14 protein-coding genes are annotated in these 12,667 nt (G+C 61.4%); 5 read left to right on the forward strand and 9 right to left on the reverse strand.

Translation table 11 applies throughout. The annotated features are described in order from the left end of the window. The first annotated feature begins 586 nt into the window (after positions 1 to 586). The 4 genes from rpsU (at position 587) to FHT70_RS07390 (ending at position 2,191) form a co-directional block, all read left to right on the forward strand. Positions 587 to 820, forward strand: coding sequence for a 30S ribosomal protein S21 (gene rpsU, locus FHT70_RS07375; protein ID WP_011427834.1), 234 nt, complete (start codon positions 587 to 589; stop codon positions 818 to 820). A gap of 45 nt (positions 821 to 865) precedes the next feature. Next, complete coding sequence (locus FHT70_RS07380; protein WP_097599081.1) at positions 866 to 1,060, forward strand: hypothetical protein; 195 nt, start codon at positions 866 to 868, stop codon at positions 1,058 to 1,060. Between the two features lie 10 nt (positions 1,061 to 1,070). Beyond that, a complete protein-coding gene (locus FHT70_RS07385; protein WP_097599082.1) occupies positions 1,071 to 1,649 on the forward strand; it encodes an alpha-ketoglutarate-dependent dioxygenase AlkB in 579 nt (192 codons plus the stop codon). A 62-nt stretch (positions 1,650 to 1,711) separates the two neighbouring features. Then, complete coding sequence (locus tag FHT70_RS07390; protein ID WP_183699933.1) at positions 1,712 to 2,191, forward strand: pyridoxamine 5'-phosphate oxidase family protein; 480 nt, start codon at positions 1,712 to 1,714, stop codon at positions 2,189 to 2,191. A gap of 29 nt (positions 2,192 to 2,220) precedes the next feature. Here FHT70_RS07390 and FHT70_RS07395 read toward each other — a convergent pair whose 3' ends face one another. Beyond that, positions 2,221 to 3,132: a LysR family transcriptional regulator gene (locus FHT70_RS07395; protein ID WP_183699935.1), complete on the reverse strand. Its 912-nt coding sequence runs from the start codon at positions 3,130 to 3,132 to the stop codon at positions 2,221 to 2,223. Between the two features lie 98 nt (positions 3,133 to 3,230). Between FHT70_RS07395 and FHT70_RS07400 the strand changes: the two genes are divergently transcribed. Then, positions 3,231 to 4,106 (forward strand): aldo/keto reductase family oxidoreductase, encoded by an 876-nt coding sequence (locus FHT70_RS07400; protein WP_183699937.1) that lies wholly within the window; start codon positions 3,231 to 3,233, stop codon positions 4,104 to 4,106. Positions 4,107 to 4,236: 130 nt separating this feature from the next. Here FHT70_RS07400 and FHT70_RS07405 read toward each other — a convergent pair whose 3' ends face one another. From FHT70_RS07405 to FHT70_RS07440, 8 genes are all read right to left on the reverse strand, one after another. Continuing rightward, the gene (locus FHT70_RS07405) at positions 4,237 to 4,428 is read right to left on the reverse strand and encodes a hypothetical protein (protein ID WP_183699939.1); all 192 of its coding nucleotides are present in this window, start codon (positions 4,426 to 4,428) and stop codon (positions 4,237 to 4,239) included. Between the two features lie 157 nt (positions 4,429 to 4,585). Continuing rightward, positions 4,586 to 5,500 carry a polyphosphate kinase 2 gene (gene ppk2, locus FHT70_RS07410; protein ID WP_183699941.1) on the reverse strand — a complete coding sequence of 305 codons (915 nt, stop codon included), beginning with the start codon at positions 5,498 to 5,500 and terminating at the stop codon, positions 4,586 to 4,588. A 154-nt stretch (positions 5,501 to 5,654) separates the two neighbouring features. Next, positions 5,655 to 7,307 (reverse strand): GMC family oxidoreductase, encoded by a 1,653-nt coding sequence (locus tag FHT70_RS07415; protein ID WP_183699943.1) that lies wholly within the window; start codon positions 7,305 to 7,307, stop codon positions 5,655 to 5,657. An 84-nt stretch (positions 7,308 to 7,391) separates the two neighbouring features. After that, the gene (locus tag FHT70_RS07420) at positions 7,392 to 8,474 is read right to left on the reverse strand and encodes an ATP-binding cassette domain-containing protein (RefSeq protein ID WP_183699945.1); all 1,083 of its coding nucleotides are present in this window, start codon (positions 8,472 to 8,474) and stop codon (positions 7,392 to 7,394) included. A gap of 8 nt (positions 8,475 to 8,482) precedes the next feature. Continuing rightward, entirely contained in the window at positions 8,483 to 9,367 is an 885-nt protein-coding gene (locus FHT70_RS07425) for a carbohydrate ABC transporter permease (RefSeq protein ID WP_085780761.1), read from the reverse strand. Further along, positions 9,367 to 10,254 carry a sugar ABC transporter permease gene (locus FHT70_RS07430; RefSeq protein ID WP_183699947.1) on the reverse strand — a complete coding sequence of 296 codons (888 nt, stop codon included), beginning with the start codon at positions 10,252 to 10,254 and terminating at the stop codon, positions 9,367 to 9,369. Before FHT70_RS07430 ends, FHT70_RS07425 begins: the two co-directional genes overlap by 1 nt. Positions 10,255 to 10,359: 105 nt before the next feature. Continuing rightward, positions 10,360 to 11,592, reverse strand: coding sequence for an ABC transporter substrate-binding protein (locus FHT70_RS07435; RefSeq protein WP_183699949.1), 1,233 nt, complete (start codon positions 11,590 to 11,592; stop codon positions 10,360 to 10,362). Positions 11,593 to 11,649: 57 nt separating this feature from the next. Beyond that, positions 11,650 to 12,603 (reverse strand): sugar phosphate isomerase/epimerase, encoded by a 954-nt coding sequence (locus tag FHT70_RS07440; RefSeq protein ID WP_183699951.1) that lies wholly within the window; start codon positions 12,601 to 12,603, stop codon positions 11,650 to 11,652. Between the last annotated feature and the right edge of the window lie 64 nt (positions 12,604 to 12,667).

A 12,667-nucleotide genomic window follows, 5' to 3' on the forward strand; every position in this document is an offset into this window, starting at 1 on the left:
CGAGCCGCCCCTTTAACAACTTATTAATAGTACAAGTCAATGGGTTATTTAACGCAAGGTTAACATTCGCCTTTAACGTGTGTCTCTGCTTATAAGACGCTTATTACGCTCTCCGTTTCATTCAAATTTGAAGCAATTTCGACCAATTTACACGCGGTAAACTTGAAAGAAGCTCTGCGGCGACTACGTAATGACGGCGCTTTTCTGGCGCTGCTTTATGGCGCCTGCACACCATTGCAATGCCTGACACCCGCACCTATTTTAAGGCCGACCCCCGATCCCATCGGACACTCAAGCGGTGCCGCCTCGTCAACGAGGGCGAAGGATTGGCGGTGTGCGTCAGCCGGAGCGGTATGGGCAATCCCGATAACAAGCGATGATGCCGGCTACGATCGGCAGAGGATTTCTTTCGAACGACGAAGATAGCGACTGCGATTGCGGTCGAAGGCCGGCTACTGCGGGGCGGCATGCCGTCCCAAACTGCGGTGAAGGCATTTCACCGCTTAGCCGCAGCGTATGTAGGCGCCGATCGCCGCGCGGTCCGACCGAAAGTCGATCGACAAATCATTAGCAAGGAGAATCCGACATGCAGGTACTCGTAAGAGACAACAACGTCGACCAGGCCCTCAGGGCCTTGAAGAAGAAGATGCAGCGTGAAGGGCTGTTTCGCGAAATGAAGGAACGGCGCGCCTATGAGAAACCTTCCGAACGCCGCGTCCGGGAAAAAGCGCAGGCGATCAGCCGGCAGCGAAAGGCTGCACGCAAGAAGATGCAGCGCGAAGGGCTGCTGGTCGGGCGCAAACGGACCGCCGCCCGTTAGACTCCCGCCCCGTTTCAGCAGTTACATTTCCCGAAAGGATAGACAATGGACGAATTGAATAGCCTCACCGTTTCGGAGGAACGCCTCGAGGATTGCCGCGATGTCGTTGAGCCGGATTTGCAGGATCTGATTCAGCGGGCACTGACGTCGGGCTTTTCGCGAGAGGAAATCCTCATAGCAGTCAGCGAACTGGTCGCAGAAGACTTCGCGACGGTCATGGAAACCCCGAGCGTGCATTGAGGAACGAGCGGTGACCGTGATTGCACAGAAGGATCTCTTTGGCGCGGCCGACGACGGCTTTCCCGAGGGTTTCCGATATACCCAGGATATTGTGCCCGTCGATCTGCAGCGCTCAGTTCTCGAAGCGATACCGGCCCTGCCGTTCAAAGCCTTCGACTTCCACGGGTTCGAAGGCAAACGCAGAACGGTCTCCTTCGGCTGGAAATACGACTTCGATAGTCAGCGCATGAGAAAAGCAGGGGAAATACCGTCACTGCTGCTCCCCATTCGGGAGATCGCCGCACGCTTCGCGGATATCGCGCCGGAGGCGCTCGAACATGCTCTTGTGACGGAATACGCACCCGGCGCGCCGATCGGCTGGCACAAGGATAAATCCGTGTTCGGCCGGGTCGTCGGCATCTCCCTGCTTTCGTCCTGCACCTTCAGGCTGAGGCGCCGGAACGGCGACAAGTGGCAGCGGCGGTCGCTGGTGCTTGAACCCGGCTCCGCCTATATCATGGCCGGCGCCTCAAGAACACTCTGGGAGCATTCCATCCCGCCTGTCGATCGGCTGCGTTATTCGATCACCTTCCGGGAGTTGGCCACCTAAAACCTCGGGAACATCGGCTCCAGCAGATGGTTACTCCGTCTTTCGCACAAATGGAGATGGCGATGGCGGAGCAGGATGACGCGGCGCGGGTATGGGAATTAATCGACCGAATAGGGTTCTGCATGTTGACGACCCGCAACGGCGACAATCTGCGCGCCCGGCCGATGTCCGCCTATAGCGCGCAGCTTGAAAACGCGGTCTATTTTCTGACTGATCTCGCCAGTCACAAGGACGACGAGGTCGCCCGCTGGCCGAACGTCTGCCTGGCCTTTGCCGACACCAAGGCGCAGAAATATCTTTCCGTGTCGGGGACGGCCGAGGTGCAGAACGATCGCGAGAAGATCCGTGAATTGTGGGCAACGCCGGCAAAGGCGTGGTGGGACAATCCCGACGATCCCTCCATCCGCATCCTCAAGGTTACCCCGTCTTCGGCCGAATATTGGGACAGCCCCGGCACCATCATCAGCTATATCAAAATGGCGGCCGCAGCGGTCACAAACAGCAAACCGGATATGGGCGACAACGCCGAGGTCACGCTCTGACGCTAGGCGCGGAGGCTCGCCGACGGACATTAAACCCAGTTGGCCGATGCCTTGACGAAGTCGATGAATGCCCTGAGCGGCGCAGGCACCAGACGCCGGCCGGGATAATAGAGAAACGGTCCTGAAAAGCGCTGCCACCACGGCTCGAGGACGGGCTCAAGTGCGCCGCTGTCGAAATGCGGACGCAGCCAATCCTCGAAAATGCAGATGATTCCTGTGCCCGCTATCGCCGCGTCGACGGAAAGATCGGTCGCCCCGCCGACCCTGACGATCAATGGGCCGGTCGGTTCGACCCGCACCACCTCGCCGTCCCGCTCATATTCCCATGGCGTCGTCAGCGCACCACTGGCAAAACGGCCCAACAAACAGGCGTGATCAAGGAGTTCACTCGGATGTCGCGGCCGCCCTTGGCGGTCGAGATAAGCAGGCGATGCCGCAGTGGCAAAGCGCTGGTGGCGCGGACCAATCGGAATCGCGATCATATCCTGCTCCAGCCGCTCGTCATAACGGATGCCGGCGTCACACCCGGCAGCGAGCACGTCGACAAAGCTCTCCTCGGCGACGATCTCCAGGCGAATGTCGGGATAGGCGGCGAGGAATGGCGGGATGATGGCAGGCAGTACCAGCCGCGCAGCGCTGACCGGCACATTGAGCCGCAGCGAGCCAGCCGGCCTGTCGCGAAAGCGGTTGACCACGTCGAGCGCGGCCTCCACCTCCGTCAAAGCAGGGCCGAGCCGCTCCAGCAGACCCTTGCCCGCTTCGGTCGTAACGACGCTGCGCGTCGTCCGATTGAGGAGCCTGACGTCGAGATCAGCCTCCAGGCGACGCACCGCTTCGCTCAAGAAGGAGGCGCTGCTGCCACTGGCACGCGCTGCCTCGCGAAAACCACCCGCCCGCGCCACTGCGACGAAGGCGTTGAGGTCACTCAGGTCTGCTTTCACTGTTCGCCACTCCGCACGGCCCGTGCGCATTGTACCCAATTATCACACGCACCGCCAAGGAGTAAGTTTAATCCTCATCTGTTGACAGGAGCGCGACCATGTCCATCATCCATCAATCCGGCACATTCAATATCGGCGACCGCAAGGTGAGGCGACTTGGCTATGGCGCCATGCAGCTGGCAGGGCCCGGCGTGTTCGGCCCGCCCAAGGATCGCGGCGCCGCTCTGGCGGTGCTGCGCGAGGCGGTCGCATGCGGCGTGAACCACATCGATACCAGCGATTTCTACGGCCCGCACGTGACCAATCAGATCATCCGTGAAGCGCTCCATCCCTATGGCGACGATCTCGTCATCGTCACCAAGGTCGGCGCGCGGCGCGGCGCGGACGGGTCCTGGATTCCGGCCATCTCGCGCCATGAACTGACGCAGGCGGTTCACGACAATCTTCGCAATCTCGGCCTCGAGGTGCTTGATGTCGTCAACCTCCGGATCACATTTGACCTGCATAGCCCGGCCGAAGGCTCGATAGAAGCACCCCTGACGGTTCTGGCTGATCTCCAGCGGCAAGGTCTGATCCGTCACATAGGTTTAAGCAACGCCACATCGAAACAGGTCGCCGAAGGCCGCGGGATCACCGAGATCGTCTGTGTGCAAAACCAGTACAATCTGGCGCATCGGAACGACGACCGGCTCATCGACGAGCTTGCCCGTCAAGGCACCGCCTATGTGCCGTTCTTCCCGCTCGGCGGCTTCACGCCGCTGCAATCGTCCACACTCTCCAGTGTCGGCGCACGCCTGAGCGCCACGCCGATGCAGGTGGCGCTCGCCTGGCTGTTGCGCCGCGCAGCCAATATCCTGTTGATCCCCGGCACGTCGTCGCTCGGCCATCTCAGGGAGAATCTCGCTGCTGCCGGATTGGTGCTGCCGGATGATGCCGACGAGGAGCTGAACCATATGGCTGACATCGTGGCTTGACGGCGGCAGCGGCGGTGCAATCGTTAGACCGTGTTCTAGCGCGGCGTAACGAGCTTGCCGGACGTGCTGGCGCAATCTGTCGGTCGGCCGCACCTTGTTGGCTGCGCCAACCGGCCGGTAAATGAGAGCATCAGGATGGCTTCCGTGTCAGAAGCTCATAAGTCAACAAGGCCGCTGACATCGCCAGAAAAACCACGACTGCCAAAGGATAATTGGCACTGGCGTTCGGGTCGGCAAGCTTGGGAAGGCCGATAACACTGCCGGCCGCCAGAATCGCCGAGAGCACAACCTCCTGAACGATTAATCTCCAAAAGCCGGTCATGACCAACCTCCCGTCGTCTCCGTATTATCGGCCGAAGGACGCTCAGTCTTTATACCTCACGATGCAGCCGTTGGGAAACACGCGTTGACCGCACGGTCCAGTGACCATGCGGTCTCGGTTTCAACGCTTCGGCAGCCGACTTGTTGCGGCTATGCTTTCAATAGCGCTCAGGCACATACATATCAGCCGGAACCGGCGCCCTGATGTAGTCGGCGTGACGGATACGATCCGGCAGCTGGATCTCAGGCTTCGGCACGTCCTCGTAGGGAATCTGATCAAGAAGATGGGCGATGCAGTTCAGCCGCGCCCGCTTCTTGTCGACGGCCTGCACCACCCACCAGGGCGCCTCCTTGGTGTGTGTGCGCGCCAGCATTTCTTCCTTGGCCTTGGTATATTCCTCCCAGTGGATGCGGCTTTCCATGTCCATCGGCGAAAGCTTCCACTGCTTCAGCGGATCGTGGATGCGCATCTTGAAGCGGAATTCCTGTTCCTCGTCGGTGATCGAGAACCAGTATTTGATCAGCACGATGCCGGATCGGACGAGCATCCGTTCGAATTCGGGCACGGAGCGGAAGAACTCCTCGAGTTCGTCAGGAGTGCAGAAGCCCATCACGCGCTCGACGCCGGCGCGATTGTACCAGCTGCGGTCGAAGAGCACGATCTCGCCGGCGGTGGGAAGATGCGGGACATAACGCTGGAAATACCATTGATGGCGCTCCCGTTCGGTCGGCGCAGGCAGTGCCACTGTGCGGCAGACGCGCGGGTTGAGCCTTTGGGTTACGCGCTTGATCGCGCCACCCTTGCCGGCCGAATCCCGGCCTTCGAAAAGCACGACCACTTTCAATTGCTTGTACTGGACCCAATCTTGCAGCCGTACCAGCTCATGCTGCAGCCGGAACAGCTCGCGGAAATAGATCTTCCGATCGAGCGTCTGCTCCGCCGGTTCGGTCATTCCTTCGACGACTAGATCGTCCAGCCGGTCTTCCTCCAGCTGCATTTCCAGCTCCTCATCGAAGCTGTCGGCGATTTCGGCCTTTATCCGGCTGAGCTGGTCCTGATGTGTTTTAGACATGGGCTTTCCCTTCCTGCTCAGTTGACAGGAGCATGTCACTGCAAAGTTAGTGTGACGGTTGGATAACCCACAGCTCGTTCACTTGTTCGCCTCTTTCGCCACTCCACATGCCGGCGAACTTTTTAGACGCCGCCTACACGAGATGGAGGCGTGCCTAGAGCAGCCCCGTTCGGTAATGGTCGACAAGGTTGCGGCAAGCGCGGATCGTCAGCGCCATGACGGTGAGCGTCGTGCCAGCGATGCCGCTGCCCGGAAAGGCGCTGGCGTCGGTGACGATGAGGTTCGGAGCATCCCACAGTTGATTGTAGGGATTGAGCACTGAAGCTTCCGGGCTTTCGCCCATGCGCGCACCGCCGGTTTCATGAATTGCTGCGCCCATGCACATGGTCTTGCGGAACCATGTGCGGAACATGAAGCGGCTGAAGGCATCGGCGTCGGGAAAGGCGCCTCTGCCCATCTCCTTGAGGCCGGTGGGCGATCCGATGAATTCAAGATCGCCGCCGACCTCTTTGACCATGGCGATCAACGTCTCCTCCTGCCGGCGGAGCAGCCGCCGCTCCTCCTCCTGCATGACGCAGCGAATGTGTGGCACCGGAATATTCCAGGCGTCCTTGCGCTTGCCATCGAGGGTGATGCGATTGTCGGCATAGGGCAGCATGCGGCCGAAGCCGAAGAAGGCGAGACGCGCATCGGCCTCCTCTGAAACCGGCGCCCTGCCGATGCTGCCCTGATAGTCGAAATCGCCGCGGGCGGCGTCACCCTCGTCGAAACGCGGGATGAAGATGCCACCCGACGGATTGTAGAAGGGATCGACAGGAGCGGAATCGTCAACGGCCCAACCCTTCGCCTTGGGAAAGGAGCCAAAGGCAAGGCATGGAAGCTGATCCATGAAATAGCGCCCGAGCGCGCCCGAGCTGTTTCCGAGCCCGTCAGGATGTCTTGCCGATACCGAGTTCAGCAGCAGCCGCACGCTCTCGATCGGCGAGGCCGCAAGCACGATTGTCGCGGCGCGAGCCGTCGAAACCTTGCCCGTGTTGCGATCGATGAATTCCGCACCGGTGGCGCGGCCGGTTTTTTCGTCGGTGGTGATGCGACGCACGACGGCGTCATAACGGACGGTCAGCCGGCTGGTCGCCTTTGCGTCCCGCAGCGGTCGCGGCATGCGTTCGGCGTCCGGCGCTATATAGCGCCAGGAGATGACGCGCCGGTCCGGCCAGCGGCTTTCTACAGCCTGCTTGAATATCTGCTCGGCGGGCGTGAGGCTTGCCGGCTTCGCATAGACGCCGTCCGGCAAGGTCGGCACATCGTCCTTGTTGCCGTAGAGCTCGAGATAGGCCTCGACTTCGTCATAGAAGGGCGCAAGCTCGTCATAGGAGATCGGCCAGTCCACGCCCTTTCCGGTGCGCGATCGGATCTTGAAATCATCGTCGGTCCAGCGCAGCAGCACGCGGCCGAAACTGTGGAGGCGCCCGCCGCCCTGGCGGCCGCGGATCCAGAGAAAGGGCTGGTTCTTCGGCGTCGTATAGGGGTTCTTGCGATCGTTGACGAAGAAGTGGCTGAAGCGCTCGGTAAAGAAGGCCGCCCGCGCCTGGATCGGCTGGCCCTTCAGGGTGGCGCGCGCACGCTCCCATATATTGATGCTGCTTGCCGGCGCCTTCTTGCGTGCCGGGTCGAAATCCCTGGGGCCGACGGCCGGCCCAGCCTCGAGCAGCAGCACCGACAGGCCCTTGGCCGTCAGCTCTTTGACCGCGAAGGAACCCGCCGCGCCGGAGCCGATCACCAGCGCATCATAAACGATCTCAGACATGTCTTTTCAAATCCTGTCCTGGAGCAATTCCTCAATGCAGCGCAAAGCACATCCGAAATTGCGGGAAAGCAAAGGAATGGCGCGTCAAAGCCGCGATCCATCGGCAGCAAAGAGCGACGCCTTGGTGATATCAAGGCCCGGAGCCATGACATCGCCGGGCTTGAAGTAGACGTCGCCCATGAAACGAAGGGAGAGACTGTGCTCCGCCCAGTCGAACCAGACGACGGCATCCGAACCCATCGGCTCGACGACGGAAACACGGCCAGCAATCGTGGGAAGGCCGCTTGCCGCCCCGTCGAGCACAAGGTGCTCAGGGCGAAAGCCTAACGTAACAGGTCCTTCCACGGCAGCCGTGCGGAAGGCATAGTCGGTGAGGTCGACGGCTAGGCCGTTGCTTCTGAAGACGGGTGCTCCGCCGCCGCGCTCGATCCGGCCCTCGACGAAATTCATCGCCGGAGCACCGATGAAGCCGGCGACGAAGAGATTGGCCGGACGGCGGTAGATCTCGGCCGGCGAAGCGAGCTGCTGGATCACGCCGTCGCGCATGATGGCGATGCGGTCGGCGAGCGTCAGGGCCTCGACCTGATCGTGGGTCACGTAAATCATGGTATTGCCGAGGCTTTGATGCAGCTTCTTGATCTCGACGCGCAATTCGTTGCGCAGCTTGGCGTCGAGATTCGACAGCGGCTCGTCGAACAGGAACACATCCACTTCTCGCACCAGTGCCCGGCCGATGGCGACGCGCTGGCGCTGGCCGCCGGACAGCTCGGCGGGACGCCGCTCGAGCAATGTGTCGAGATGGAGAAGCGCGGCCGTGCGGGCGACGCGTGCCTCGATCTCGGCCTTTGGCAGGCCTGCGACGCGAAGCCCGAAGGAGAGGTTCTTGCGGACCGACATGCGCGGGTAGAGTGCGTAGGACTGGAAGACCATGCCGATGCCACGGTCCTTCGGCTCCTCCCAGCTGACATTCTTGCCCGAGATCCAGATTTCGCCTGCAGTAATGTCCTGCAACCCGGCGATGGCGTTCAGAAGCGTGGACTTGCCGCAGCCCGAAGGGCCGAGCAGCACCAGGAATTCGCGCGGTGCGATATCGATCGACATCTTCTCGATCACTGTATGGTCGCCATAGGCGATCTTCAGATCCTGGACGGAGACGGCAGATTGCATGGAATACGTTACCCCTTGACTGCGCCGGCGGCGATGCCGCGCACGAACCAGCGGCCGGACAGGAAATAGATGGCGAGCGGAACGATGGCGGTCAGGATCGTCGCCGCCATGTTCACGTTATAGGTGCGCTCGCCCATCGTGGTGTTGACGATGTTGTTGAGCTGCACGGTCATCGGCAGGTTGTCCCGGCCGGCGAAGACGAGGCCAAGCAGGAAGTCGTTCCAGATGCCGGTGAATTGCAGCATCGAAACCACGACCACCATCGGCACGGCGATCGGCAGCATGATCTCGAAGAAGATGCGCCAGAAGCCGGCGCCGTCGACGCGCGCGGCCTTGCAGAGCTCCTCCGGCACGCTGACGAAATAGTTGCGGAAAAGCAGCGTCACCAGCGGCAGTCCGAAGATGACATGGACGAGAATGATGCCGGCGAGCGAATTATAGAGACCGATATTCGCCATGGCGCGAACCATCGGATAGAGGAAGATCTGATAGGGGATCAGACCACCGGCCATGAGCAGGCCGAAGAGCGCATTTGCCCCACGCGGCCGCCAGAGCGACAGCGCATAGCCGTTGACGGCGCCGATGAAGACCGAGAGCGCGACGGATGGAACGGTGATCGCCACCGAATTCCAGAAGCCGCTACGAATGCCGACGCAGACGGTCCCCATGCAGGCGCCCGACCAGGCGGTCACCCAGGCGGAGAAATCGAGCGTGGCAGGCAGGGCAAAGATCTGCCCGAGCCGGATTTCGTCCATCGACTTCAGCGAAGTGACGACCATCGTATAGAGCGGCAGAAGGAAGAAAAGCGCAGCGCCGACCAAGAAGGTATAAAGGCCGATGCGTCCCGCCGTGATCCGTGCCGGCTTCGGCCCATTCGGGTGAGGCTGATTCATCACGCCCCTCCCTTTGCCTGGTTGCGCATGCGCATCGCGTAACGGAACGGCGCGACTGCGATGACGACGCCGAGGACGAGCACCGTCGCGCCTGCTGTGGCAAGGCCGAGGTTCTGGCGCCCGAACAGATTGTCCATGATGAATTTCGCCGGCACTTCGGTCGCATTCCCGGGGCCACCATTGGTCATGGCGACGACGATGTCGTAGGTCTTGATCACGCCCATGGCGAGCAGCATGCCGGCAGCGGCGAGCGCCGGCCCGAGCTGGGGCAGAATGATGGAGACATAGATGCGGCAGACGGGAATGCCGTCGATGCGCGCCGCCTTCCACTGCTCGGCCTCGATGCCGCGTATGCCGGCAAGCGCAATCACCATGACGAGCCCCGCGCCCTGCCAGACGCCGGCGAGCACGAGCGCATAGATCGCCATGTCGCGATTAACCACCCAGTCGAGCACGAAGCTTTCCCAGCCGAGCGAACGCACGCTTGCCTGAATGCCAAGTGTGGGATTGAGCATCCATTGCCAGATCAGCCCCGTCACCACGAACGACATGGCGTAGGGATAGAGGAAGATCGTCCGAAAGGCGCTTTCGAAGCGGATCTTGCGGTCCAGTGCTGCGGCCAGCACGAAGCCGAGCACCAGACAGCCGGCCACATAGAGGACACCGAAGATCAAGACGTTTTGCAGCGAGGCGAGCCATTTGGCGGATGCGAAGAGCTTCGCATACTGTGCAAAGCCGACATAGGTCGAGGACGGAAAGAGTGTGGAGTTGGTGAAGGACAGCCGGATCGACCAGGCCATGGTGCCGATGAAGACCACGACCGCGGCGAACCATGTCGGCAAGAGGGCGATGGTCGCGGAAAGATTACGCTTGCGTTTGACGGACATCGGCCAGCTCTTTGACGGATGGAAAGCGGAACACCCGCCGCCGCGTAGCACGCAGCGGCCGGCAGCCGTGGCCATCGGGGTCGGCCCGACACCACGGGCACGATCCTACTCGAAGATGGTGAAGAAGTTTTCGGCAGCGGTCCCCGCGTCGTTCGAACCGCCGCTCCAATATTCGTCGACGAAGTCGTCGAGCGCGCCGACCTGCTGGGGCGTGAGCACGATCGCCTGATCCGGCACGATGGCGCCGGCGCTCATCAGTTCGAGACCCTTTTGGGCGCAGGCATCGAGTTTCGACTTGTCGACATCGGAGCGCATCGGAACCGAGCCCTTCTTGAGGGCGAATTCGACCTGGACGGTCGGGTCCATGACGACCTCGGCGAGAAGCTTCTGCGCCTTGTCGGTCCCGGCATTGCCGGTCTTGGGGAACCAGAGGGCGTCGGCGATATAGACCATGCCCTTGGATTCAGGAGCGATCATGCAGCCATAGTCCTTTCCCGGCTCCTGGCCGGCGACGGTGAATTCGCCCTTGGCCCAATCGCCCATGAACTGCACGCCGGCCTTGTCGGTGATCAGCATGGCGGTTGCGTCGTTCCAGTTGCGGCCGGCCGCACCCGCATCGACGTAGCCGCGCAGCTTGCCGAGGATTGCGAGCGTCTTCTTCACGCCCTCGACGGATGCCTCGCTCTTGTCCTTGTCGGCATAGATCTTCAGGAAGCCGTCGGTCCCGACTTGCGAGAGCAGAATCATGTTGAAGACCTTGGTCTGCTGCCAGGGCTGGCCGCCCCAGGCGACCGGGATGATGCCGGCGGCCTTCAGCTTGTCGAGATCGGTGAAAAACTCCTCCCAGCTCTTCGGTTCCTGCGCAATACCGGCCTTGCTAAAGGCTTCCTTGGAATAGAAGACCCAGCTTTCGCCATGGGCACCTGTTGGAGCGAGATAGACCTTGCCGTCATAGGAGATGAGATCATGGATCGATTTCGGCAGGGAATCAGCCCATTTGCCAGCGGCGGCCACGTCGTCTATTGGATTGAACAGGCCCTGGCTGACGAAATCGGCGGCGGCAAGACCGATGACGCCCTGCTTTGCGCCCGGCGCGTCACCGGCAACGATGCGGTTCTGGAAGGCGGCATCGGCCGCGCCGAAACCGGCGATCGAGGAATCCTTCCAGACGCCCCCGCGCTTTACGAATTCGCTTCTGATGACGTTCAGGGCCGCGGCTTCGCCGCCCGACGTCCAGGACGACATGATCTCGATCGTCGGCTTGTCCTCGGCATGCGCCGCGGCGACGAGACCGGCGAAAGCAACGCCGGCAAGAAAAAGCTTCATCATGGTCTCCATTGTTCCACCTCTTGGAAATGCCCTCTTGGCGGGGCGTTTGTCGTCTTCGGAATAATATCAGCGATAGATCGGCAGGAGCGCCTGCCGGACGAGCGTCAGCCCGTTGGCGATGTCGCGGACGGGATCCGGCGCGGCATCGAGTTCAAGGATCGCCCAGCCTTGATAGGCCCGGTCGCGCAGCAGCCGGATCCAGGCCGGCCAATCGACCCGTCCGAGGCCGAAGCCGCAGAAATAGGGCTGGTGGCGTTCATGGATATGCTTGTCGATCGGCGTGTCGGCAGGCATCGGGCCGATCGCATCCTTCCAGTGGGCGATGATCATGCGCTCGTGGTGACGGTCGACGAGCTGGACGGGGTCGGAGCCGGCAACTATGATATGAGCCGTGTCGGGGCACATATGCACATAGGCCGGATCGGTCAAAAGCATCATCAGGTCGACGTCGCGCGCGCCGGCAAAGACCGAATGCGCCTCCGTGTGCAGCGCCAGCCGGACGCCTCTTGCATGGAGAGTCGCGCCGAGTCGGTTGAGGAAATCCGCGATTGCCTTGGCACGGTCGAAGTCATGGAACTGCACCGGCTGGGCGCCGAGAGTCTGGCGGAGGGGCGCGCCGATCACCATGATGTCGCTGCCGCAGGCTTTCAGGAAATCGGCATATTGTTCCGCCTTGTCGATCAGCGCGCGCTGGGCTTCAGGGTCGGTAAAGTCTCCCGCTGCCTCGAGCTCTGCAAAGAAGCCGCTGCAAAGCGTCAGCCCGCGCCTTGCCAGTTCGGCGGCAAAGCCGTCAATCGAACCATAGGTCTTGATCGCGTCCTGCCAGTTGAAGGGAGAGAAGGTCAACTCGACACCGGTGACGCCGGAAGTCTGGACGCTGTCGAGGATCTTGTCCCAGAAGGCGCGCGGCGCGGCGCGTGCATGGTCGACAATTGCATCATGGCTGCCGACGCCCCAGAAGCCGCGATGGAAGAACGTCACGAGATCGACGCCGAAGCGTAGTCTGTCGTCAGTGGCCATAACCTATCCATTCTCAAGGCGCGATCCATCTGCATGCGAAGCAGCGGCTACGCATTCAATAAAT

The sequence above is a fragment of the Rhizobium sp. BK049 genome, assembly GCF_014193135.1.
Taxonomy (GTDB): domain Bacteria; phylum Pseudomonadota; class Alphaproteobacteria; order Rhizobiales; family Rhizobiaceae; genus Rhizobium.

Excerpts from the sequence above, each read along its gene's own strand:
- FHT70_RS07420 (WP_183699945.1), bottom strand. The coding sequence starts at position 8,474 with ATGCAATCTGCCGTCTCCGTCCAGGATCTGAAGATCGCCTATGGCGAC.
- FHT70_RS07440 (WP_183699951.1), bottom strand. The coding sequence starts at position 12,603 with ATGGCCACTGACGACAGACTACGCTTCGGCGTCGATCTCGTGACGTTC.
- FHT70_RS07400 (WP_183699937.1), top strand. The coding sequence starts at position 3,231 with ATGTCCATCATCCATCAATCCGGCACATTCAATATCGGCGACCGCAAG.
- FHT70_RS07435 (WP_183699949.1), bottom strand. The coding sequence starts at position 11,592 with ATGGAGACCATGATGAAGCTTTTTCTTGCCGGCGTTGCTTTCGCCGGT.
- ppk2 (WP_183699941.1), bottom strand. The coding sequence starts at position 5,500 with ATGTCTAAAACACATCAGGACCAGCTCAGCCGGATAAAGGCCGAAATC.
- FHT70_RS07380 (WP_097599081.1), top strand. The coding sequence starts at position 866 with ATGGACGAATTGAATAGCCTCACCGTTTCGGAGGAACGCCTCGAGGAT.
- FHT70_RS07425 (WP_085780761.1), bottom strand. The coding sequence starts at position 9,367 with ATGAATCAGCCTCACCCGAATGGGCCGAAGCCGGCACGGATCACGGCG.
- FHT70_RS07430 (WP_183699947.1), bottom strand. The coding sequence starts at position 10,254 with ATGTCCGTCAAACGCAAGCGTAATCTTTCCGCGACCATCGCCCTCTTG.
- FHT70_RS07390 (WP_183699933.1), top strand. The coding sequence starts at position 1,712 with ATGGCGGAGCAGGATGACGCGGCGCGGGTATGGGAATTAATCGACCGA.
- FHT70_RS07405 (WP_183699939.1), bottom strand. The coding sequence starts at position 4,428 with ATGACCGGCTTTTGGAGATTAATCGTTCAGGAGGTTGTGCTCTCGGCG.
- FHT70_RS07415 (WP_183699943.1), bottom strand. The coding sequence starts at position 7,307 with ATGTCTGAGATCGTTTATGATGCGCTGGTGATCGGCTCCGGCGCGGCG.
- rpsU (WP_011427834.1), top strand. The coding sequence starts at position 587 with ATGCAGGTACTCGTAAGAGACAACAACGTCGACCAGGCCCTCAGGGCC.